14 protein-coding genes are annotated in these 22723 nt (G+C 74.0%); 10 read left to right on the forward strand and 4 right to left on the reverse strand.

The window, feature by feature from the left end:
* Nucleotides 1-660: 660 nt before the first annotated feature.
* Nucleotides 661-1656, forward strand: coding sequence for a zinc-dependent alcohol dehydrogenase family protein (locus tag ACSRUE_RS23875; protein WP_441293020.1), 996 nt, complete (start codon nucleotides 661-663; stop codon nucleotides 1654-1656).
* A gap of 4 nt (nucleotides 1657-1660) precedes the next feature.
* Here ACSRUE_RS23875 and ACSRUE_RS23880 read toward each other — a convergent pair whose 3' ends face one another.
* Nucleotides 1661-3262, reverse strand: coding sequence for a PAS domain-containing protein (locus ACSRUE_RS23880; RefSeq protein ID WP_441293021.1), 1602 nt, complete (start codon nucleotides 3260-3262; stop codon nucleotides 1661-1663).
* 641 nt (nucleotides 3263-3903) lie between these two features.
* On the opposite strand from ACSRUE_RS23880, the gene ACSRUE_RS23885 reads away from it, so the two are divergent.
* The 7 genes from ACSRUE_RS23885 (at nucleotide 3904) to ACSRUE_RS23915 (ending at nucleotide 11936) form a co-directional block, all read left to right on the forward strand.
* Nucleotides 3904-5103, forward strand: a complete 1200-nt coding sequence (locus tag ACSRUE_RS23885) for an MFS transporter (RefSeq protein WP_441293022.1) — start codon at nucleotides 3904-3906, stop codon at nucleotides 5101-5103.
* Nucleotides 5104-5319: 216 nt separating this feature from the next.
* The gene (locus tag ACSRUE_RS23890; protein WP_441293023.1) at nucleotides 5320-6546 is read left to right on the forward strand and encodes a flavin-dependent oxidoreductase; all 1227 of its coding nucleotides are present in this window, start codon (nucleotides 5320-5322) and stop codon (nucleotides 6544-6546) included.
* Nucleotides 6543-6989: a DUF3237 domain-containing protein gene (locus tag ACSRUE_RS23895; protein ID WP_437766501.1), complete on the forward strand. Its 447-nt coding sequence runs from the start codon at nucleotides 6543-6545 to the stop codon at nucleotides 6987-6989. The genes ACSRUE_RS23890 and ACSRUE_RS23895 overlap by 4 nt, the downstream gene beginning before the upstream one ends.
* 110 nt (nucleotides 6990-7099) lie before the next feature.
* Entirely contained in the window at nucleotides 7100-8359 is a 1260-nt protein-coding gene (locus ACSRUE_RS23900; protein WP_441293024.1) for a hypothetical protein, read from the forward strand.
* A 291-nt stretch (nucleotides 8360-8650) separates the two neighbouring features.
* Entirely contained in the window at nucleotides 8651-9628 is a 978-nt protein-coding gene (locus tag ACSRUE_RS23905) for a fumarylacetoacetate hydrolase family protein (RefSeq protein ID WP_441293025.1), read from the forward strand.
* Nucleotides 9625-10776 (forward strand): 4-hydroxyphenylpyruvate dioxygenase family protein, encoded by a 1152-nt coding sequence (locus ACSRUE_RS23910; RefSeq protein ID WP_441293026.1) that lies wholly within the window; start codon nucleotides 9625-9627, stop codon nucleotides 10774-10776. Before ACSRUE_RS23905 ends, ACSRUE_RS23910 begins: the two co-directional genes overlap by 4 nt.
* Nucleotides 10776-11936 (forward strand): homogentisate 1,2-dioxygenase, encoded by a 1161-nt coding sequence (locus ACSRUE_RS23915; protein WP_441293027.1) that lies wholly within the window; start codon nucleotides 10776-10778, stop codon nucleotides 11934-11936. The genes ACSRUE_RS23910 and ACSRUE_RS23915 overlap by 1 nt, the downstream gene beginning before the upstream one ends.
* A gap of 89 nt (nucleotides 11937-12025) precedes the next feature.
* Here the strand turns inward: ACSRUE_RS23915 and ACSRUE_RS23920 are convergent, their stop codons facing one another.
* The 3 genes from ACSRUE_RS23920 to ACSRUE_RS23930 form a co-directional block, all read right to left on the reverse strand.
* On the reverse strand, nucleotides 12026-13627 hold the full coding sequence (locus ACSRUE_RS23920; protein ID WP_441293028.1) for a serine/threonine-protein kinase: 1602 nt from the start codon (nucleotides 13625-13627) through the stop codon (nucleotides 12026-12028).
* The gene (locus ACSRUE_RS23925) at nucleotides 13611-14228 is read right to left on the reverse strand and encodes an ECF-type sigma factor (protein WP_441293029.1); all 618 of its coding nucleotides are present in this window, start codon (nucleotides 14226-14228) and stop codon (nucleotides 13611-13613) included. The genes ACSRUE_RS23920 and ACSRUE_RS23925 overlap by 17 nt, the downstream gene beginning before the upstream one ends.
* Before the next feature lie 72 nt (nucleotides 14229-14300).
* A complete protein-coding gene (locus ACSRUE_RS23930; RefSeq protein ID WP_441293030.1) occupies nucleotides 14301-14822 on the reverse strand; it encodes a MarR family winged helix-turn-helix transcriptional regulator in 522 nt (173 codons plus the stop codon).
* A gap of 405 nt (nucleotides 14823-15227) precedes the next feature.
* Between ACSRUE_RS23930 and ACSRUE_RS23935 the strand changes: the two genes are divergently transcribed.
* Both ACSRUE_RS23935 and ACSRUE_RS23940 read left to right on the forward strand, forming a co-directional pair.
* The gene (locus ACSRUE_RS23935) at nucleotides 15228-21980 is read left to right on the forward strand and encodes an SDR family NAD(P)-dependent oxidoreductase (RefSeq protein WP_441293031.1); all 6753 of its coding nucleotides are present in this window, start codon (nucleotides 15228-15230) and stop codon (nucleotides 21978-21980) included.
* Nucleotides 21977-22711 carry a 4'-phosphopantetheinyl transferase family protein gene (locus ACSRUE_RS23940; RefSeq protein ID WP_441293032.1) on the forward strand — a complete coding sequence of 245 codons (735 nt, stop codon included), beginning with the start codon at nucleotides 21977-21979 and terminating at the stop codon, nucleotides 22709-22711. The genes ACSRUE_RS23935 and ACSRUE_RS23940 overlap by 4 nt, the downstream gene beginning before the upstream one ends.
* The last annotated feature ends 12 nt before the right edge of the window (nucleotides 22712-22723 follow it).

The raw sequence follows: 22723 nt of genomic DNA on the forward strand, positions 1-22723 counted from the left end.
CATCTCACCCGTTCCTGGCTCGACCTCTCAAGAGTGCGGCATGGATGGCCCCTTCAGGGGGCCGGGTTTCAACATGACAGCGCCGTGCGTCAGGGGCGGGGAGAGGGAAACATTTCTGACAAAGCGATGCTATATCAACAGATGAACCGCAGCTGTAATCGCTGCTGTACAAAGGTTGCTGCTGGCCAGGACTGCGATTCCAGCCGCGGGCAATTTGATTGAGCTCACCGTTGCTCGCTTCCGCGACGACCGAGCGAATCGATGCCGATGTCCATCGGAACATCAAGGTCTCGGCGCGCGTGGCGACCCCTCCAGCAGGGAAGCGAAAGGATACCCGCTGACGCATATTGTGAACGCTCACATGCGCAGTGTCAACTCCTATCGGCGGGACCGCGGGTATCCTCGAGCGCGAGGGAGGGCACGGCTGGCGGGGCTCGTCCGGAGCGCCGGTCCGAGCGGCGAAGCGCGGCGTGCATTGCTATCGGAACGAGGCAGCCGTGCTGGACCTGCTCGAGACGATGCGCGAGAAAAGGGGTGGGAGATCCCGGCCCGTACAGCGGTCCCGCCGTGGACGGCGACACGCTCCTCGCCGGGGCGGCGAGCTCCTGGGCTCACCCGCGGGACGGGGGGCGCGGGCCGCAATATACTCGGCGCGGAGCCATGCGCGCCCTCGTCCTGAGAGCCCCGAAGAGCCCGCTCGTGCTGGAGGATCGGCCCGCTCCGCGGCCTGGGCCCGGCGAGGTGCTGCTCCGCGTGCGCGCCTGCGCCGTGTGCCGCACCGATCTGCACGTCGTCGACGGCGAGCTGCCGGACGCCAGGCTGCCGCTCGTGCCCGGGCACCAGATCGTGGGCGAGGTCCTCGAGGAGGTGCCGGCGCCCGGCGACGGGCCGCGGTTCGCGAGCGGCGCACGCGTTGGCGTGCCCTGGCTCGGCTGGACCTGCGGCGTGTGCGCGTATTGCCGCGCAGGACGGGAAAACCTGTGCGATCGGGCGCGCTTTACGGGGTACCAGATCGACGGCGGGTACGCGGAGCTCGCCGTCGCGGACGCGCGCTTCTGCTTCCCGATCCCCGACGGCTTCCCGGACCTCTCGGCCGCGCCGCTGCTCTGCGCCGGGCTCATCGGGTACAGGACGCTGCGCATGGCGGGGGACGCGGAGCGGATTGGCATCTACGGGTTCGGCGCCGCCGCCCACCTCGTGGCGCAGGTCGCCCGCTTCGAGGGCCGGCGCGTCTTCGGGTTCGTCCGGCCGGGCGACGACGCGGCGCGCGCGTTCGCGCTGTCGATGGGGGCCGAGTGGGCGGGCACTTCCTTGGAGGCGCCCCCCGAGGAGCTCGACGCGGCGCTGATCTTCGCCCCGGCCGGCGAGCTGGTGCCGGCCGCGCTGCGCGCCGTACGCAAGGGCGGCGCCGTGGTCTGCGGGGGGATCCACATGAGCGACATCCCCTCGTTCCCTTATTCGATCCTGTGGGGCGAGCGGGTGCTGCGGTCGGTGGCGAACCTGACGCGCAGGGACGGCGAGGAGTTCCTCGCGCTCGCGCCGCGGGTGCCGGTGCGGACGGAGGTGAACGTCTATCCGCTGGCGGCGGCCAACGAGGCGCTCGACGATCTGCGGAACGGCCGCATGTCCGGGGCAGCAGTGCTCGTCGCGCCGTGATCGCTCAGCGCCGGCCGGCCAGCGCGCGGAGGCAGACCTCGATGCCGGCGCGGAGGTTGCCGTGTGTGGTGACGCCGGAGAGGTCGACCCCGATGCCGCACATGGATTGGGCGACGGCGGGCCCGATGCCGGTGAGGACGCCGCTCGCGCCGAGCAGGCGGATCGCGCGGACGATGCGGACGAGGTGGTCGGCCGTCGCGGCGTCGACGCTCTCGATGCCGGTGACGTCGATGATGGCGAAGCGAGCGCCTGTGCGCACGACGTCGTCGAGGAGCTTGCTGGTGACGTCGGCCGCGCGGGCGTCGTCGAGCGCGCCGATGAGGGGCACGGCGAGCACGCCCTCGGCGACCTGGAGGATGGGCGTGGACAGCGCGCGGATGAGCGCCTGCTGGCGCTGGATGACCGCGAGCTGACCGGCGATGGCCTGCTTCTGCCGCTCGAGCTCGGCGATGGTCGCCGTCATGCGCTCCTCGTGCTCCCGCTGCGCCGTGATGTCCGTTCCAATGGCGAGGATGTGCGTCGTGCCGTCCTGCTCGACGAGAGGCACCTTGACGACGGACATCCACCGCGCCTTGCTGTTCGGGCGCGCGACGGGTTGAACCCTCGAGACCGGCTGCATGCGCTCGAGCACCTCCCGGTCCATCTCGCCGATGACGGAGAGCTCGGCGTGGGAGCGCGGCAGATCGTCAACGGTCTTTCCCACCGCGCCCTCCACCGTGGTGTCGTACAGCTCGGCGTAGCTCTTGCTGACGAGCTTCATCTTGCCGTTCCGATCCTTGACCGTGACGACGATCGGGATGGTGTCGAGCACGAGGCGGATGAACTGCCGCTCGCGCTCGAGGGCGAGCTCTGCCTCCTTGATCGCGGTGGTGTCCATCCGCAGGCCGACGAAGCCGCCGTCGGGGAGGCGGCCGCTCTTGAGGGTGATCCAGCGGTCCCCGAACCGCCGCACGAAGACGTCCCCGGGGCGGCGATGCTCCGCGAGGCGAGCGGCGACCCACTCCTCTTCGCCGAGCCCGCTGTGGAGGTGGATCCCGCGCCGGCAGCCCTCGCGGACGACATCTTCGAACGTATTGCCCACCTGAATGGCGGTGGCACATTCGGGGTAGAGCGATTTGTACGCAGAGTTGAAGAAGCGGAGCCGCTCCTCGGTATCGAAGATGACGAAGCCGACGTCGAGCGCCTCGACGGCGGCGCGCAGGCGCGCTCCTTGATCGCACGCCGCCCGCTCGGCCCGTCGTTGCTCGGTCACGTCGCGCAGCGCGAGGAGCACGGCGGCGCACGCGCCCGCGGGGTCGACGAGCGGGCTGAGGCTGCCTTCGGCGAGGACGGCGCGCTCGTTCGCGAGGCGGAGGGTGAAGTCGGGCGGAAGGGCGCGCGGGGCGCGATCGCGGAGCACCTGCTCGAGCAGCGCGCCGAGGGGCGCATCGGGCCGCAGGACCTCATCGACGGGCCTCCCCCGCGCCGTCGCCCCGGGAGTGGACGAGAGGCGCTCGGCGGCGGGGTTCAGGGCCAGGATCCGACCGCTTCCATCGAGCAAGAGCAGCGGGTCGACGCTGCAGGTGAAGGCGAGCGAGCAGAGATCAGCAGGAGCGTCGCTAGGCATCGGGGGGGAGCGTAGAGCAAGAGCTCCTCCGGGTGTCGGCCGCGGTGACCCCATCACGCATCCACAGGCAGAGCCGCTGGTCGAGCTCAGCCCGGGCGCGGTTCCGTGAACCCGCCGGACGACGGCCGCTGCCGGCGCTGCGCCGCCCGGACCGCCGCGCGCCGCGGCGCACCGGCAGGCGTCCTGGCATTGCCCTCCCATGCACTCACACACTGTGTGATTCGTCCCTCTGTTCCTCTCCTCGTCGCTGAGCGCGTCAGGTGACTTGCGCTGTTTTCCTCGCCATGAAGACCATCGGCCAGCGCGGGACGTTGGCCGCGAGTCGGCGCAAGAGCGAGAGCGGATTGGGAGAGCACCGCCCCACGCTCTCGACGAAGATGCGCGTCAACGATCCTGCAGCCACCGCGCCCGCCTCCGCCCCGACCCCCATCGCGGCAGCAAAAATCCTGTCGCCTGACGACGGCTCGCCTCGAGGCATAGGCGGGTATGCCTATGCCCCGCTCCGGAGGGCTCGGGTACGAAGTCGTCGCAGTCACCTCGGGTCCGTCACGCTCCACCGGCTACGTTCAATCACCGCATCGATCCGGCTGCGGCCAGCTGCAACCATCCCGGGCAACGGGAACGAAACGGGAGGTTTCCCCATGGGCGCATCGCCCCCTCACGCGCCGCGCGGCGCCGTCACGCTGTCGCTGTGCTTCTTGATCGCGCTGCTGGAAGGGTTCGACATCCAGGCCATCGGCGTGGCCGCCCCCCTGCTGATCCCCGCCCTGGGCCTGACACCCGGGCAGGCGGGCGTCGTGTTCGGGGCCGGCATGGTCGGGCTGGTCTGCGGCGCGCTGGCCGGCGGCTGGATGGCGGACCGCATGGGCCGCAAGCCGCTGCTCATGATGTCCGTCGGCGTGTTCGGCCTGTTCACGATGGCCACCGTGGTGGCGGGAGGACCGGTGTCGCTGGGCCTTTACCGGCTCCTGGCCGGGACAGGGCTGGGGGCGGCGATGCCCACCCTGGTGGCCATCGCCCTGGAAATCGCCCCGCCCGATCGGCGGACCCGCACCACCACCTTGATGTTCAGCGGCATGCCGGCCGGCGGCGCGCTGGCGGCGCTGTTCGCGGCCGGCTTCCTGGCGCGGTTCGGCTGGCACAGCATCTTCGTGGCCGGCGGCGTGCTGCCGCTGGTGCTGCTGCCGATCATGGCGCGGCTGATGCCCGACAGCCGCACAGCAGCGGCCGGCGGCGCCCAGCGGCCGGCCGGGGGGCAGGCGCTGTTCGGCGGTGGCCGGCTGCTGGTCACGCTGCTCGCCTGGTTCACCTTCGGCATGACGCTGCTCGTGCTGTATCTGCTGCTCAACTGGCTGCCGTCGCTGGTGGCGGCCAAGGGCCTGGGCGGAAAGGGGGGGGCTGGCGCCGCCTTCGCGTTCAATGTCGGCAGCGTCATCGGCTGCGGGGTCATCGGATTGCTGGTGGACCGGTTCGGGCCGCGCCTTCCCATCATCGCGGCCTATCCCGCCCTGGCCCTGTCGCTGTTCGGGCTGGCGGGGGCCAACAGCCTGCTTCCGGTGCTGGTGCTGGCCGGCCTGGCGGGCTTCTTCTTGCTGGGGGCGCAATATTCGCTCTATGGCATCATCCCGCTCTATTACCCGGCGCGGGCGCGCGGGCTGGCCACCGGCGCCTCCATCGCCGCCGGCCGGCTGGGCTCCATCGGCGGACCGCTGGTGGCGGGCCACCTGCTGGGCCAGGGCTGGGGCCCCGCGGGCGTGGCCATGGCCATGGTGCCAGTGGTCCTGTCGGCCGGGGTGGCCGCGGCGGTGATGACCGTTCGTGGACGTTATGCCGGTGATTGAGGAAAGGGCGGGGGCGATCGGCGCCCGTCCGCGCGCCGGGCGTCCTCCGGGCGGCGGGGCCTCCGGCCTGCGCGGTCCCGAGGGGCGCCGCCCGCTGGATCGTTCGAGAGGACTGGCTGCTGCTGGCGCTGGCGGTGCCGCTCGTCGCGCGCTTCGCCCGCTTGGCGGCGGCTTCAATGAGGTGCGGCGTCGGGCCGCATGTCTTCGGGAGGACTCATGCAGGTAATCGTCGCGGGCGCCGGGATCGGCGGCCTGGCCGCAGCTCTGGCGCTACACGCCTCGGGCCATGAGGTGACGGTGTTCGAGGCCGTGCCCACCATCCTGCCGCTCGGGGTCGGCATCAACCTCCTGCCCCACGCCGGAGAGGTGCTGGACGAGCTGGGCCTTATCGAGGTCTTGATGGCCCACGGGGTGGCGACCCGCGAGCTTGTCTATTTCAACCGCTTCGGCCAGCGCATCTGGGGCGAGCCGCGCGGCCGCTTCGCGGGTCACGCCGCGCCGCAGATCTCCCTGCACCGCGGCGCCCTGCAAGGCGTGCTGTTCGACGCCGCCGTCCAGCGGCTGGGCACAGACCGGGTGATCTGCGACCGGCGCCTCCTGGCCCACGAAGAGGGCGAGGGCCGCATCGTGGCGCGCTTCCTCAACCGCGAGGGCGTGGCCTGGACGGTTTCAGCCGATCTCCTGATCTGCGCCGACGGCATCCATTCGGCGGCGCGCGCCGGCCTCTATCCGGACGAGGGGCCGCCGGTCTATGGCGGCCGCATCCTGTGGCGGGCGACCAGCCTGGCGATGCCCTTCCTCACCGGCGCCAGCATGATCATGGCCGGGCATCAGGACCAGAAGTTCGTCGCTTATCCCATCTCCCCGCCGGGGCCGGACGGCCGACAGACGATCAACTGGATCGCCGAGCTCGCCATGGCCGAGAGCCTGCGACGGGAGGACTGGAACCGGCGGGGCGAGCCCGCCGACTTCCTGCCCAGGTTCGAGGCCTGGCGCTTCGACTGGCTGGATGTGCCCGGCCTGATCCGGAACGCCGAGGCGATCTACGAGTTCCCGCTGGTCGACCGCGATCCGCTGCCGCGCTGGAGCCATGGGCGCATGACGCTGCTGGGGGACGCCGCCCATCCGATGTATCCCATCGGCTCCAACGGGGCGAGCCAGGCCATCCTGGACGCCCGCGCCCTGGTCCGCGCGCTCGCCGCCCACGCCGATCCCGTGGAAGCGCTGGCCGCTTACGAGGCCGAGCGCCTGCCCGCCACCGCCGCCATCGTCGCGGCCAATCGCGGCAACGGTCCGGAGCAGTGCATGCAGATCACCCAGGACCGCGCGCCCGACGGATTCGAGCGTATCGAGGACGTCTTCGCCCCGGGCGAGCTGGAGGCCATCGCCGCCCGCTACAAGGTGCTGACCGGGCTGAAGCGCGCCTCGGAGCCCCGCGCGTGAGCCCTCCCCTCATCCCTCTGATGACGCTCGAGGTGGCGGTGGACCCGCCGGTCACCGTCAATCCTGGCTCGCCCGGCCGGCGCTTCATCCCGATTGTCGGCGGCACGGTGTCCGGCGGCCTCGAGGGGCGGGTGCTGCCGGGCGGCGACTGGCAGACGATCTGGGCCGACGGGCGGATGGACATCTCCGCCCACTACATCCTCGACATCGCCGGCCACGGGACCGTGGAGATCCTCTCCGAAGGCGTCCGCGCCGGGCCGCCGGAGGTGCTGGCGGCGCTCGGGCGCGGCGAGGCCGTGGACCCCGGGCTCTACTACTTCCGCACCGCCATCCGTATGCGCACCTCGGCGCCAGGGCTCCTGCGGCTGAACGCCGTGCTGGCCCTGTCCGTGGGCGAGCGGCTGGCCGACCGGGTGCGGCTCACGGTGTACGAGATCGGCTAGGGGCGCGAGCGCGGCGGAGAGCTTCAAGGCCTCGGATGGCCTGACACGGAGAACGCATGAGCACACAGACGAGAGCGGCGAGACGCCGGGGCGAGGTCGGCGCAGGGTTCTTGGCCGTCATCCTCGGCATCACTTCCTTCCATAGCTCGGCACGGGCACAACCGCCGCCCGAGGCGCAGCCGGCGCCCACGGGCGAAGCTCCGACGAGCGCGGCCCCCGCTGCAGACGCGAGCGCGGCGCCGGCGCCGGCCGCGGAAGCCCAGGCCGGCGCGCCGGCGCCGCAGGGCGCTGCCGGGCCCAGTCCAGCTTCGACGGCACCACCGGCCGACAAGGAGCCATGGAAGAAGCCGGTCAGCGTCGCGGCCTGGGCCCGCGTCGGAGGTCGCTTACAGAACCCCGGCGCGCGCGAGAAGATGGACCGGCTGCTCGGGGACGGAGAGCTGGATCTGATGGTTTCAGGCGAAATCAACCGGTTCATCGGCCTGCAGGGCGCGATCGTCGCTCAGTTCGGGCCGACCCCGACCGGGGGCAACATCACGGGCAGCGCGGCCATCCGTGACGTCATCGCCAAGTTCCAGTTCCATGATCTTCTGAACGTCTGGCTCGGTCGAATGATCGTGCCGTCGGATCGCTCCGCCTTCTCCGGGCCGTGGTCGATGGGGCCGTGGAACTATCCCGGATTCTTCGAGCCCTATGCGCCGCCGATCGGGCCGAGGCAGGGGCCTTTCGGGCGCAACGATGGGGTGACCGCCTGGGGCAAGGCGGCGGGCGGCCTGTTCAAGTATTACGTGGGGGCTTTCAACCTGCATGACTCTTCGGTGAGCCCGCTCTACACAGCGAGGCTCAACTTGAGCTTGCTCGACCCGGAGCCAGCCTATTACCAGAAGGCCACGTACCTCGGGGAGAAGAGCATCCTCGCGCTCGGCGTGGCGGGTGAGGTGCAGAAGGAAGGTTCGGTCGAATCGCTGCCGCCCCCTGCGACGGGCGAGCCCGCGGGCATCCCGCGCAAGGACACCTACGGCGAGGTCAACGCCGACCTCCTGTTCGAGAAGAACCTCGGCGCGGCGGGCACCCTCACGCTCGAGGGCGCGTTCTACAAGTACTTCGGCGACTTCGAGCGGTTCGACTATTCTTATTTTGCGCTCGCGAGCTACCTCACGCCGAGCAACGTCGGCGTCGGGAAGCTGCAGCCTCTGGTCCGACTGCAACAAGCGAAGCCGAAGAACGCCGACGCCTATCTGCTCATCGATGCCCAGCTGGGCTACATCATCGAGGGGCACGCGGCGCGTGTCGCGCTCGGCTATCAACGAAGCGATCTGTCGGGGGCGAAAGGGAACGCCCTGTTCCTCGGCGTCCAGCTGCAAAAGTGATCCCCAGGGCGATGGGGTTTCGCGCCCTCGATCCGCGGCATAGGCGCGTATGCCTATGCCGCGAGCCAGACGGATCGGGTACGAAATCGTTGCAATCATCTCCATGGCGCGCCGCGCGGGATCGTGGGGCGTCGTGAAACCATCCAATCCGGTGTTCATGCGGATCCGTTCGACCGGTTACTCGGTGCACAGCGCCCAAACGAGGACGAGCCCTGGCAGGCGCGACGGGGTTCCTGCTTGTCCGGCGGAGACGAAGCGACTGCCGGGGCGCCACGGGGAGCTCGCACGCGCATGAAGCTCGCCTCTCTCCGCGGCCCCGGCCGCGACGGCACGCTCGTCGTCGTCCGCCGCGACGGCCTCGCCTACGCACCCGCCGGCGCCGCCCTTCCCACGCTCCAGGCCGCGCTCGACGACTGGGAGCGCGCCGAGCCCGCGCTCCGCCGCATCGCGGTCGATATCGAGCGGGGGGACGCGGCGGTGACCCCGCTCGTCGTGGAAGAGCTCGCCGCGCCGCTTCCGCGCGCCTACGAGTGGGTCGACGGCTCGGCGTACATCCACCACATCGAGCTGGTGCGCAGGGCGCGCGGCGCCGAGCCCCCCGAGACGCTGACGACCGATCCGCTGGTGTACCAGGGCGGCTCCGGCGTCCTGCTCGGCCCGACCGACGACATCGTCCTGCGCGACGAGGCCTGGGGCCTCGACTTCGAGGCCGAGGTCTGCGCCGTCCTCGGCGACACCCCGCAGGGCACGCGCCGCGAAGAGGCCCACCGGCACATCCGCCTCTTCCTGCTGGCCAACGACGTGACGCTGCGCAACCTCGTGCCCGCCGAGCTCGCGAAGGGGTTCGGCTTCTTCTGCTCCAAGCCCGCCACCGCGTTCTCGCCGTTCGCGATCACGCCCGACGAGCTCGGGGACGCGCTCCGCGACGGGCGCGTCCACCTGCGGCTCCGCTCGACCTACAACGGCGCGCTCATCGGTGATCCCGAGGCCGGCCCGGAGATGCATTTCTCGTTCTTCGAGCTCGTCGAGCACATCGCCAGGACCCGCGCCTTCACGGCGGGGACGCTCCTCGGCAGCGGCACCGTCTCGAACCGGGATCCGGCGCGCGGCGTGTCGTGCCTGGCCGAGAAGCGCATGCTCGAGATCCTCTCGGACGGGGCGGCCACGACGCCTTTCATGAAGCCAGGAGACACGATCATGATCGAGATGCTGAATCGGGTGGGAGAGAGCCTGTTCGGGCGCATCGCGCAGCGGGTGGTACCCGGATGAGCGCCAAGGTGGAGTCGATCGGCATCAAGCGGGTGGAGGCGCTGCACTACTACGTGCGCGACCTGGAGCGGAGCCGCAGGTTCTACACGGAGAAGCTCGATTTCCAGGAGATCGCCGCGAGCTCGCCGGATCTCACGGCGGCGGCGGCGCAGCAGTCGGTCGTCTTCCAGGCCGGCGAGTGCGTCATCGTCTGCTCGCAGCCGATCGGCGAGGGCGGGCGGGCGTGGCGCTACCTGCGCAAGCACCCCGACGGCGTGGGCACGGTCATCTTCGAGGTGGAGGACATCGACCGCGCCTTCCGGCTGCTCGACGGCCGCGGGGGCACGCCGATCGACGAGATCCAGCGTGCGACGGACGAGGGCGGCGCGTTCGCGTCGTTCTCGATCACGACGCCGTTCGGCGACACCACCTTCCGCTTCGTGGAGCGGCGCGGGTACCGGGCGCTGTTCCCCGGCTGCGTGGCGTACGACGCGCCGCGCGGCGGCGAGAACCGCTTCGGGATCGCCCGGTTCGATCACATCACCTCGAACTTCCAGACGATGGCGCCCGCCCTTCTCTGGATGGAGCACGTGCTCGGGCTCGAGCCGTTCTGGCAGATCGCGTTCCACACGAACGACGTGGCGAAGGACATGGACCACGGCTCGGGCCTGCGCTCGGCGGTGATGTGGGACCCGGCCTCGGGCGTGAAGTTCGCGAACAACGAGCCCTACCGGCCGCACTTCAAGAGCTCGCAGATCAACGTCTTCAACGAGGAGCACCGCGGCGACGGGGTGCAGCACGCGGCGCTCGCCGTGGAGGACATCCTCGCCGCTGTGCGCGCGATGCGCGGCCGGGGCGTGGAGTTCATGCCGACCCCGGCCGCCTATTACGACATGCTGCCCGAGCGCCTGCAGCGGCTCGGCATCGGGCAGATCGACGAGGACGTGGCGGCGCTGCGGGAGCTCGAGGTGCTCGTCGACGGCGACGGCGCGAGGTCCTACCTCCTCCAGATCTTCCTCAAGGAATCGTCGGGCACGCACCGCGATCCCGACGCCGGGCCGTTCTTCTTCGAGCTCATCCAGCGCAAGGGCGACCGCGGCTTCGGCGCCGGCAATTTCCGGGCGCTGTTCGAGAGCATCGAGCGGCAGCAGAAGGCGGGGCACGGCTGATGCTCGATCGCGTCGTCGCCGGGATCGTCCCGCCCAAGCACCACATCGCCCTGCGGAGCGAGGCGGGGGAGCTCCGCTACGAGGAGTGCCTGACGCGGGCGGGCTTCGACGGCCCCTACACGATCGCTTACCACGAGCGCCGGCCGCACGAGCACCGGATCGCACAGGCGGCGCACGGCTTCACGCTGCCGGTCGCCGCGCCGGCGCGCCCGCTGGCGAAGCGGCACTACCGGTCGCAGGATCTGCCGCGGCGGGGCGGGCCCGCCGTCGACTGCCGCGTGCCGCTGCTCTTCAACGACGACGTGGTGATCGGGCTCGTCCAGCCGGACGCGGCCGACCCGGTGTACTTCGCGAACGCGGACGCCGACGAGCTGTTCTTCATCTTCCACGGGGGCGGCGTCCTGCGCACGATGCTCGGCGATCTCCGCTTCGAGCAGGACGACTACGTGGTCATCCCGAAGGGGCTCTTCTACCGCTTCCTGCCGGACGCCGCGCCCCAGCGGTGGCTCTCGATCGAGGCCGCGGACATCCACCTCCCGCGCAGGTGGCGCAACGAGGTCGGCCAGCTGCGGATGGACGCGCCGTACTCGCACCGTGATTTCCGGCGGCCCACGTTCGTCGGCCCCCTCGACGAGGGCCTCCGCGCGCTCGTCGTCAAGCGCGGCGGCGCCTTCCACGGCTTCGCCACGGGGCGCTCGCCGCTCGACGTCGTCGGCTGGGACGGGGCGGTGTACCCGTTCGCGTTCCCGATCCAGCGCTTCCAGGCGCGCGTCGGGCTCGTGCACCTGCCTCCGGACTGGCACGGGACGTTCGCCGCGCGCGGCGCCCTCGTCTGCAGCTTCGTGCCGCGCCCGACCGACTTCCACCCGGAGGCGATCCCGTGCCCGTACCCCCACGCGTCGGTCGATTGCGACGAGTTTCTGTTCTATTGCCGCGGCAACTTCACCTCGCGCCGCGGCGTCGGCCCCGGCAGCATCTCGCACCATCCGGCCGGCGTCCCGCATGGGCCGCACCCCGGCGCGTACGAGGCGAGCCTCGGGGCCCGCGAGACGAGCGAGCTCGCGGTCATGCTCGACACGACCCGCCCGCTCTCGGCCACCGCGGCCGCGCTCGCGGTGGAGGACCCGGGCTACCAGGACAGCTTCATCGCGGGCTCATGATCGCGGTCAGGCGCTCGGCCGGCGATCTTCTCGCTGGATTCAAGCGCCCGCCGTGCGTCGTGAATCGACCAGGGACAGGCGACAGCGCGCTACTCGAGATGCCACACCACGATGGCGATCGTCAGCGAGCCCAGCACGCCCGTGACGTAGATCGCGGCGGCGTGCTCCGGGAAGACCGCGGCGGCCGCCGCGCCCGCCGCGCAGAGGGCGGCGGCTAGCCAGCTCGCCCTCGGCAGGCTCGGCGCGGCGGTCGCGTGGACGGCCGCAAAGAGGAGCAGGTTCGTCGCCAGCGCGCGCTCCACGGGCTCGTCCGTGATCACGGCGAGCGCACGGTGAAGGAGCATCGCGACGAGGAGCACCTTCACCACGTGGCCGATCCGCCGGTTCACCGCGCTCTTCGAGAGCGGGCGGCGGAAGACCCGGAGCAGCGTGAGCCCCGCGAGCGCCGTGACGCAGCCCATGGCGAAGAGGTCCACGGGGCGGACCACCGGGACGACGCGGCCGATACCCACCGTCGCCATCACGACGCCGAGGGCGCCGATCAGGAGGCCGAAGCGGATGCGCTCGCGCCTGGAGACCGTGAGATCGAGCTCGGAGCTCCGCGCCAGCTCGTCGGCGAGGACGCTCAGCAGATCGTCGAGCCTCGGCCACCGCTCCTCGGGCCGCGCGCGGAGCCCGCGCGCGAGCGCGCCCCGGACCCGCGCGGGCACCTTCGAGCCGGCCGGCGCCGGCCTCAGGAGATCGCGCCGCGCCCCGTCGAGCCGCGCTCGGACGTCCTCGCCCTCGAACGGCGGCTCCCCGTAGAGCGCCTCGTAGAGCGTCGCGCAGAAGCTCCACTGATCGCTCCTCGCCGTCGCCGGCCTCCGCTCGGTCTGCTCGGGCGCCATGTACGCCGGCGTCCCCATGAACGCGCTCCCGGCCGTGAGCGGCGCGCGGAGCGCGTCCTCCCCGGAGATCTCGGCTTCGGGGCCCCCGCCGGTGAGGGGCCGGTCCTCCTCGACGTGGAGGCGCGCGAGCCCGAAATCGGCGATGCGCGCCCGGCCCTCCTTGCCGATCAGGATGTTGTCCGGCTTGACGTCGCGGTGGACGAGCCCCTCCTGGTGCGCCGCCGCGAGGCCGCGGCCCGCCTGGATCCCCGCGGCGAGCGCGGCCTCCCACGCGCGGGGCTGCTCGCCGCGCAGGTCGCGGAGCGTCCGGCCGTCGACGAACTCCATCGCCACGAACACGCCCCGCTCGTGCTCGCCGATCTCGTAGATGGGGACGACGTTCGGGTGCGAGAGCCTGGCCATCACCTGCGCCTCGCGCACGAGGCGGGCCCGATCCTCGGGATCGAACCTCCCCGGCGCGATGAGCTTGAGGGCGACGCGGCGGTCGAGCTCCGCGTCGTAGGCCGCGTAGACGACGCCCATCCCGCCCTGGCCGGCCCTGGCGAGCACCGTGAACCGCCCGACGCGCGCGCCGGGGCTCAGCGGTTCGTCGCGTTCGTCGCGGCCGGGGAGGGCGGCGGCGGCGCCCTTCAAGAACCCGTCCGGCAGGGCGCCCTCGCTCCGGAGCAGGCTCCACACCTCCCGGAGGAGCTCCGGGCGGCCCGCGCACCGCGCCTCCAGGAACGCCCGGCGGTGCTCGTGGTGCTCATCGAGCGCCGCCTCGAAGAGCGCCTCTACCTCGCGCGGATCAAGGGGCGGGCTCATCTCCGCCGTGGAGCGCCCGGTAGAGCCACGCCTTGGCGAAGCGCCAGTCGCGCTCGACCGTGCGCGTCGTCACGCCCGAGAGCTCGGCGATCTCGTCCTCGGTCAGGCCCGCGAAGTAGCGCAGCATCACGATCTCGGCCTTGCGCGGGTGCTCCTGGCGCATCTTGCGCAGGGCCTCGTCGAGGGCGAGGAGGTCCTCGACGGGGAGATCGAGCGCGAGGGGCAGCTCGTGGAGGTCCTCCTCGGGCGCGCGCACCTGATCGCCGCCCCGCTTCCGGGCGGCCTTGTGGCGCGCGTAATCGACGAGGAGATCGCGCATGGCCTGGGACGCGGCGCCGAAGAAATGGGCGCGGCTCTGGAAGCGGGCCTCGCCCTCCCGGAAGAGCTTCTCGTACGCCTCGTGGACGAGCGCGGTGGGGCCGAGGGTCTGCCCGGCGCGCAGGTGGCGGACGCGGGCCAGGGCGATCGTCTTGAGCTCGGCATAGACGGCGCGGAGGAGGGCGTCCGCGGCGTCCCTCTGGCCCGCCTGGGCGGCGTGCAGGAGGCCCGTGATGGCCTCGCCGGCGCTCGGTCCGGGGGCGCGTCGGTCGCTCGCGTTCATGGGGGTGCGCCTCGATCAGGCCGGAGCGTACACCAAGTGGCCGCGCCGACGAGCCCGGCGGCGCGCTCCATCTCACTTCGCCTTGCGCTTGCCCGGCCGCGACTTTTGCTCGGTCCGCTCGTGCGCTGGCGCCTTCTCGGGCCGCGTGGCCAGGGCCACGACGCGGCCGAGCTCCTCGCGGAGCGCGTCGGCCCTGCTCTCGCCGAGCTGCTCGCGGACGTGCTTCTGCGTCCGCTCCCACAGCGGGAACGCCGCCTCGATGGAGCGCTCGCCCTGGCGCGTGAGGGAGATGATGCGGACGCGCGCGTCGCCGGGCGCCCGCGCCACGCGGAGCAGGCCCGCCTTCTCGAGCGGCACGAGGTTCCTCGTGAGCGTCGTGCGATCCATGACGAGCCCGTCCGCGAGCGCGCTGAGCTGCACGCCCTCGTCGCCGCACGTCGCGACCGCGGCGAGCATCGTGAGCTGCGTCGACTGGAGCCCCACCGCGCGCAGGCTCTCGTCGTAGAGCCGCGTCAGCGCGCGCGACGCGCGGCGGACGCGCACGAGGGCGCACTGGCTCGCGATGATCTGGGCGGCGCGGGCAAAATCAATCACCAGTGTATCTACACCGTTTCGACCGGGTCCGTCAAATCGCGGCCAGGATCGCGGCTTGACATCCGTTCAGGTGCAGCTACACCTATCTCGTCCTCGACGACGTGGATCCGCCTCGTCTGCTCGACCGCCTGCTCGGCGTCGGCGGCCCTGGCGCGCGCTGGCCGATCCATCGATCGATCGATCTGTCATTCGCCAGGGCCATGGCGGCGTCGAGGCGAGCATCGCGGCATCACCCGCGCGGCCGGGGGCCATGGGCCTGCGGCGCGCTCTGCGCATTTACGTGTAGGTACACTTATTCGAGCAGCCCGAGCGGCGCAAAGGTGAGGAGCGCACGAACCATCGGCTGGCACGCGGTGCCAGTCGTGCGTCGACGCCGCGCGCGGGCGGGCTGCGTGGAGAGGATCTATGGGCGAGTTCTTCGTCGTTCCGTACTGCGTGAAGTTCGAGGACAGCATGGCCTATGGCAGCCATCACTACCTCACGAACTTCCGCTTCCAGTGCATCGCGCGCGAGACGCTCTACTTCGCCGAGGCCGCGGACGGCACGCTGCCGCACGAGGAGGATCGCGCCGCGATCCGGCTGCTCACCACCGAGGGGTACAGCCGGAACCTCGCGCCGGTGCGCGTGGGCGAGCGCGTCGCGATCTTCATGAGCCTCGGCGCCGTGACGCGCTCGAGCGCGTACGGCTACTTCCGCACGGTCCGCTTCGACGGCGAGCCCGTCGCGTGCGGCTACCAGCGCATCGTCGCCGTCGCCTCGGCGAGCGACGAGCTCGCGCCGCTGCCCAGGTCGGTGACGGCGCACGTCGGGGCCTTCGACGAGCGCGCGCCGCACCAGCGCTTCGTCGAGCTCTGCCTGCGCGGCGGCTCGGCGCTGCGCGAGCTCTTCCCCGAGCGCCTGCTCCGGCACGCCGCCGAGGTCGCGCGGGGGCCGCTCCACGAGGCGCGCCCGCACAGGGCGCGGTGGGACGCGGAGGCCGCGCCGGCCGCGGCGGGCGGGGAGGCCGCGCAGGGGCGCTCCTGCGAGGCCGCGCGGGAGGGCGGCGGCGTCGCCGGCAAGATCGCGCTGCTCCTGCCGGGCCAAGGCTCGTTCGACCTCCGGCTCCTGCGAGCGCTCCACGCGCGCTTTGACGCCGCGCGCGAGGCCGTCGCCGCGGCCGAGCCCGCGGCGCGCGAGCTGCTCGGCGCCTCGCTCGCGGCGCTCGTGACCGCCGGCGAGGCGGAGGCGCGGGCCGCCCTCGAGGCGTGCGTCGATCTCGATCAGCTCGGGATCCTCGTCCAGGACCACGTCGCCGTCGCGCTGCTCCGGTCCGCCGGGCTCGAGCCGGACGTCGTGGCGGGGCACAGCCTCGGGGAGATCGCCGCGCTGGCCGCGGGCGGCGCGTTTCCCCTCGCGACGGCCGCCGAGGTCGTGTGCCGCCGGGTGCTCGCCCTCCGCGGCGCGCCGCCCGGCCGCATGCTCGCCGCCCACACCGGCGCGGAGCGCCTGCGCGACGAGGTGCATGCGCTCGGCCGGGACGACGTGTTCGTCGCGGTGGTCAACGCGGCCGATCAGGCGGTCGCGTCGGGCACGGCGGACGGCATCGCCGCGCTCGAGCGGCGGCTCGCGGGCGCCGGCGTTCGCGCGACGGTGCTCGCGAGCCGCTACGCCTTCCACTCGCCGCTGCTCGCGCCGGCGGTCGGTCCGTTCGCGAGCGCCCTCGGGCGCGCCGGCGCGGCGCGGCCCGCGCTCGCCACGTACTCGCCGATCGATCGCGTCCACTACGGCGACGGCCCGCTCGCGCCCGCGCGCCTGCTCCCGATGCACCTCGTGACGCCGCTCGACTTCGAGGCGGCCGTGCGCGACCTCCACGCGGCGGGGGTCCGCACCTTCGTCGAGTGCGGCGGCGGCGGCGCCCTGACCGCGCTCGCGCGGCGGAGCGCGCCGCCCGGGCCCGATCTGCGCGTGATCTCGGCGTTCCGCGCCGGAGAGGACGTCGTGGCCGAGCACCGGCGCGTGATCGACGCGCTGCGCGCCGCGGGGCGCGCGCTCACGGCGGTCGCGCCGCTCCCGGAGGAGGAGCCGGACGGCCGCCGCCCGCGCGAGGCCGCGAGCCCCGCCGCCGCCGCGAACTCCGCGGGCACCGCCGCCGCCGCGAGCTCCGCGGGCACCGCCGCCGCCGCGAGCCCGCGCGACGACGCCGCCGCCGCGGGGGCGACGCCGATCGCGATCGTGGGCATGGGCGCGGTGCTGCCGGGGGCCGGCGGCGTCGACGCCTACATCGCGCAGCTGCATGCGGGCACGTGCGGGATCGCCGACACCGGCGAGCGGCACCCGGAGCTCGCGACCGACTTCCTGAACCGCGGCCGCGCCGCCGACAAGACGTACAGCCTGCTGGTCGGGACGGTCGACGCCCTCGGCCCGTACGCCGAGCAGACCGGTTACGACACGCGCACGCTCGAGCGGCTGCCCAAGACGGCCCGCATGCTGGCGTGCGCGCTCGCCGAGGCCCGATCACACGCGGCCGCGCTCCGCGGCGGCGCGCCCCTGCGGATCGTGTGCCTCCTCGGGTCCACGGCCGACGGCTCGATCGAGCACGACGAGGCCACGCTGCTGCTCGGCGTCGAGCGCGCGCTCGACCGCGCCGCCGCGGGCGAGGCGGCCCGCGCCGCCGTGGCGGACGCGCTGGCGGCCGAGCTCGGGCTCGACGCCGGGCGGCGCGCGGCGTGCCGCGGCCACCTCGAGCCGCTCGCGCGCGTCGTGCGCGACGTGGTGGGGGAGGGCGCGCGCACCGTCGTCGTCGACGCGGCCTGCGCGTCGTCGATGCACGCGGTCCACCTGGGCGCCGCGATGCTTCGCCGCGGCCTCGCCGACGTCGTGATCGCCGGCGGCGCCTACCAGCCCGGCCCGACGAACGCGTGCCAGTTCTCGCAGTTCGGCGGGCTCTCGGCGACCGGCAGCCGCCCCTTCGACGCGTCCGCGGACGGCGTCGTGTTCGGGGAGGGCGCCGCGGTCGTCGTGCTCGAGCGGCTCGACGACGCCCGATCGCGGGGCGATCGCGTCGACGCCGTGCTCCTGGGCAGCGGCCTGTCGAGCGACGGCCCGAGCCCGTCGGTCACGGTGCCGCAGCGCCGCGGGCAGGCCCTGGCGATGCGGCGCGCCCACGCGCGGGCCGGCGTCGAGGCGCGGAGCGTCCAGTACGTCGAGGCGCACGCCACGGCGACGCCCGTCGGCGACGCCACCGAGTTCCAGGCGCTCGCCGAGGTGTTCGCGAGCGACGCCGGCGACGCCGGCGCCCCGCGCATCACCCTGGGCAGCGTCAAGTCGCTGCTCGGCCACACGGGCTGGACCGCGGGCGTCGCGTCGCTCATCAAGGTCGTGCTCGCGATCCGCGAGCGCACGCTCTTCGCGCAGCACGGGTTCCAGGCGCCGAGCGCGCGCATCGATCTGGCGCGCTCGCCGTTCGCCATCCCGACGGCGGCCGCCCCCTGGATCGCCGAGGGCGGCGCCCCGCTGCGCGCCGCGCTCGACAGCTTCGGCTTCGGCGGCACCAACGCCCACCTCGTCGTCGAGGAGCACCGCCCCGAGCGCCACCCCCCGCGCGCGCACCCGCGCGTCGGCGCCCGCGCCCTGTGCGTCGTCGGGCTCGGGGCCGTGTTCCCGGCCGCAGGCGGCGCGACCGCGGGCGCCCCCTCGGACGTCCTCGCGTTCGACGAGGGCGCGCTCCGGCTGCCGGCCCGCGCGCCGGTCCTCCCGGACGCCCTCGAGGCGATGGACGCGACGCAGCTGCTCGCGGCGATGGCCGCGGAGGCGGCGCTCTCGGCGCTGCCCGCGCGCGAGCTCTGCGAGCGCATCGGCGTCGTCGTCGGCCACGAGGGCAAGACGCGCCGCGGCGCGCGCGCCAACGAGCGCATCTTCGCCGACCGCGTGGCGCGGGCGCTCCGCGCGCGCGGCGTCAGCCCCGCGCTGGCCTCCGCGACGGCCGACGCGCTCCGCGCGGGATCGCCCACGACGGGGCCGTACACGCAGCCGGGCAACATGCCCAACGTCATCTCCGGGCGCGTCGCCAACGTCTTCGGCCTGCGCGGGCCGAACTTCGTCGTCGACACCTCGGCGACCTCGCTGCTCGACGCGCTCGCGGCCGCCGATCTCGTGCTCGACGAGGACTGCGACGTCGTGCTCGCGGGGGCCGTCAACGCCTTCAGCGACGACGTCGCGCGGGGCGCGTCCGCCACCTGTGACCCGCGGCCGATCGGCGAGGCGGCGCTGCTCGTTGCGCTGTGCACCGAGGACACCGCCGCGCGCCACGCCTGGCCGGTGCTCGCTCGCCTGCACCTCGTCGCCGGCGCGGCGGAGGGCGCCGCCGGCGCGGCGGGGCGCGGCCCCTCGGCCCGCGAGCTCGCGATCGGCGGATCGAGCGCGCGGCTGCGCGGGGCCGAGGGCGCCGTCGAGCTCCACGCGGCGATCCGCGGCGCGCGCGCGCACGGCGCCGCGCTGGTGCGCTGGCCGTCCGATCCCCGCGCCGTCCAGGTCACGCCCCCCGAGGCCGCGTCGGTCGCGCCGGCGCGAGCGGCCTCGGGCTTCGCGACGGGCACGCCGATCCACGGCTTCGTCCCCGAGATCGCCCCCGCGCCGGCGACGGGGCCGGCGGCGCGCGTCCCGTCCCGCGTCCTCTACGTCTGCACCGACGCGGCGCTCGCCATGGAGGTGCGGCGCGCCGCCCGCTCCGACGAGGAGCGCGCGCGCGTCCTCGCGCTCGCCGTCGAGGAGGCGTCCGTCACGGCGGAGGGCGGGACCCCGCGCGACCTCGCGGCGCCCGGGGCCGAGGCGTCCGGCGGCGCGCCCGCGCTCGACGCCCGCGACGAGGCGCGGCTCGGCGCGTCGTTCGCGGCCCTGGCCCCCGAGGACGTCGACGCGGTCGTCGTGCTCACCCGCGCCACGGACGCGCGCGCGTTCGTCGACGGCGCGCCGGGCTCGTACAGGCCGGCGCTGCGCGCGCTGTTCGGCGCGGCGCGCCGCTATTACGGCGCCATCGCGCGCGGCGAGGTGGCCTTCGCCGCCGTCGTCGCCTCCGCCGTGGACCTCCACGGGCGGCTCGCGCCGGTGAGCGGCGCGGTCGGCGGCTTCGTGAAGTCCCTGGCGCGCGAGCTCCCGGGCGGCGACGTGCGCGTCGTCCACACCGACGCGCGCGACGCCGCGGCCGCGCTCGGCGCGCTCTCCGAGGAGTGGCGCCACGCCCGGCCCGCCGTGCCCGAGGAGGTGGTCGATCTCGGCGGCGCGCGGCACGCCGTGCAGCTCGCCCGCGCCTCCGCGAGGCCGCGCGCGCGCGCCGTACCGCAGCTCGGCGCCGATTCGGTCGTGCTCGTGACGGGCGGCGCGCGCGGCATCACGGCGGAGCTCGTCGAGGGCCTGCTCGACCGCTTCGGCTGCCGCGCCGTGCTCCTCGGCCGCTCGCGGCTGGAGGACGCTCCGGCCCGCGTGCTCGCGATGACCGACGCGGCGTTCGACGCGTACGAGCGGGACTTCTATGCCGAGGCCCTGCGCGAGAGCCCGGGCCTGCGGATGGGCGTCCTGCGCGACCGCTACGCGCGCCTCCGCGCGGCGCGCGAGGCGCACCGGGTCCTCGCCCAGCTGCGCGCCGGGGGCGCCGGCCGCCGCGTCGTCGACTACCACGCCGTCGACGTGACCCGCGGCGAGGACGTCGACCGCGCCGTCGCGGCGATCGCGGCGGCGTACGGCCGGGTCGATCTGGTCGTGCACGGCGCAGGCATCCAGGTGTCGAGCCGGCTCACGTCGAAGCCGCTCGATCTGTTCGAGCGGATCGTCGACACGAAGCTCGCCGGCCTCGCCCACCTCCGCCGCGCCCTCGCGCGCCACCTGCCCGACGCGCGCCCGCACGTCCACCTCGTCACCTCGGCGTTCAGCGTGCTCGGCAACGACGGGCAGCCGGACTACGGCGCGGCGAACGAGGCGATGAACCGCGCCGCGGCGTACTTCGCCGCCGAGGCGGGCGCGGGCCCGTGGTCGAGCATCGCGTGGCTCGGCTGGAACGGCGTCGGCATGACCGCCGGGTCCGAGTACAGCGCGCTCGGCGCGGCGCGCGGGCTCCGGGGCGTCGAGCCGGAGGAGGGGAGGCGGATCTTCCTCGACCTCGTCGCCGAGCCGCCCGCCGGCGCGGCCCAGGTCCTGCTCACCGACGGCGAGATCGAGCGCTTCGCCCCCCGCATCGTCGCGGCGGACGCGGCGGACGCGGCGGACGCGGCGGACGGCGCGTCCGGGAGCGCGTGGACGCTCGATCCACGCGTCGATCCGTGGCTCTCCGACCACCGGGCGCGCTCGATCGCCGTCGCGGCCGGGGCGTTCCTCGTCGACCTGGCCGTCCGGCACGCGCTCGCGACGTCGGGCGGCGGTGCCCTCGTCCGCGAGGTGCGCGACGTGCGCTTCCTCGAGTTCCTGCGCCTCGCCGACGACGCGCCGCGCGACGTGCGCGCGGTGACGATCCGCCGCGAGCGGCTCCCCGGCGGCCGCGTCGCGTGCGCCGTCGAGGTGCGCGGCGACTTCGTGCACCGGTCGGGCGTGACCCTCCGCGCCGGCGTGGTGTTCGCGACCTGCGTGGTCGAGCTCGGCCCGAGCCACGTCCGCCGTGACGGCCTCGCGCCGCGGCACGCCGGGCGGGTCGACGGGCCCCTGATCCGCGACCCGTACGCGAGCCCTGGCTCGCCGGTCCGGCACGCGGGCTGGTTCGACCACCTCGGCACCTTCGTGCTCGGGGCCGCGCTCAAGGAGGCCCGGTTCCGCCTCACGACCGACGGCGCCCTCGCAGGGCAGCGCGGGGCCGCCACGCCGTTCCTCCTGCTCGACGCGCTCCTGTCGCTGGGCACCCTGCGCCGCGACGAGGCGGGCGCGTTCCCGGTGTGCGCCGCGGGCGGCGTCGACCGGATCCGCTTCGGGACGGCGGCCAACGATCTCGCGCTCCGTGACGCGGGCGTCCCCGTCCGGCTCGTCGCCGCGGTCCCGACCGCGGCGGGCGACCGCGTCCTCGGCGCGTGGGCGCAGGCGCTCGACCCCTCGGGCGGCGTGCTTCTGGAGGTCGAGGGGCTCGAGGGGCGCGTCATGGGGCGCGTGGCCGCGGACGCCCGCCCGGCGGCGCAGGCGACGCTGACGCTGGGGGCGCCGTGACGCCGCCGCTCGCGATCGCGGTCGCGCGGGCGGACGCCGAGGCCGCGGCGCGCCTCGAGCCCTACCTGACGGCCGGCGAGCGCCGCGCGTGCGCAGCGCTGCGCGTCGCGGCCCGGCGGGCGCAGTCCGCGTGCGCGCGCGTCGCGGCGAAGTGGCTGCGCCTCGAGCTCGCCGCCGGCCGCGGCGCGCCGCTGGTCGCGCTGGACGCGGCCTCGCTCGAGGCGCACCCGCGCGCCGACTACCTCGCCTGCGCGGTGACGGGGCCGTGCGGCCGTCGCCCGCGCTTCGAGGACGGCGCGTTCGCGCTGTCGCTCTCGCACGCCGGCGAGCTCGCGGCGGCCGCGGTCACCACGGCGCGTGCGGTCGGCGTCGACGTCGAGCGGGTCGAGGCGCGCGCGGCGAGCTTCGCCGACGAGCACTTCACCCCGCGCGAGCGCGAGGGCCTCGCGCGGGGCGCCGCGGCAGGCGCCTCGCGCGCCGCCCTCGAAACGTTGCTCTGGAGCGCCAAGGAGGCGCTCTACAAGACGGGGGCGCTCGCGCTGCCGGCGCGGTTCTCGTTCCGGGACATCGACGTCGCGTTCCCGCCGGAGGGCGCGCGCCTGGCGCAGCCCTCGGTCCGCTCCTTCGCGCTGGGCGCGCGGGGCGGGCAGTTCTTCGGCCGGGCCGTGCTGACCGGTGCGTTCGCGCTCGTCGCGGCCGTCCCGGTCCCCCCGGCCGCGGCTCTCGGATGAATGGCACTCACC

This window comes from Sorangium sp. KYC3313 (genome assembly GCF_052075895.1).
GTDB lineage: Bacteria > Myxococcota_A > Polyangia > Polyangiales > Polyangiaceae > Sorangium > Sorangium cellulosum_B.

Excerpts from the sequence above, each read along its gene's own strand:
- ACSRUE_RS23905 (WP_441293025.1), top strand. The coding sequence starts at position 8,651 with ATGAAGCTCGCCTCTCTCCGCGGCCCCGGCCGCGACGGCACGCTCGTC.
- ACSRUE_RS23880 (WP_441293021.1), bottom strand. The coding sequence starts at position 3,262 with ATGCCTAGCGACGCTCCTGCTGATCTCTGCTCGCTCGCCTTCACCTGC.
- ACSRUE_RS23935 (WP_441293031.1), top strand. The coding sequence starts at position 15,228 with ATGGGCGAGTTCTTCGTCGTTCCGTACTGCGTGAAGTTCGAGGACAGC.
- ACSRUE_RS23875 (WP_441293020.1), top strand. The coding sequence starts at position 661 with ATGCGCGCCCTCGTCCTGAGAGCCCCGAAGAGCCCGCTCGTGCTGGAG.
- ACSRUE_RS23925 (WP_441293029.1), bottom strand. The coding sequence starts at position 14,228 with ATGAACGCGAGCGACCGACGCGCCCCCGGACCGAGCGCCGGCGAGGCC.
- ACSRUE_RS23920 (WP_441293028.1), bottom strand. The coding sequence starts at position 13,627 with ATGAGCCCGCCCCTTGATCCGCGCGAGGTAGAGGCGCTCTTCGAGGCG.
- ACSRUE_RS23910 (WP_441293026.1), top strand. The coding sequence starts at position 9,625 with ATGAGCGCCAAGGTGGAGTCGATCGGCATCAAGCGGGTGGAGGCGCTG.
- ACSRUE_RS23915 (WP_441293027.1), top strand. The coding sequence starts at position 10,776 with ATGCTCGATCGCGTCGTCGCCGGGATCGTCCCGCCCAAGCACCACATC.
- ACSRUE_RS23885 (WP_441293022.1), top strand. The coding sequence starts at position 3,904 with ATGGGCGCATCGCCCCCTCACGCGCCGCGCGGCGCCGTCACGCTGTCG.
- ACSRUE_RS23890 (WP_441293023.1), top strand. The coding sequence starts at position 5,320 with ATGCAGGTAATCGTCGCGGGCGCCGGGATCGGCGGCCTGGCCGCAGCT.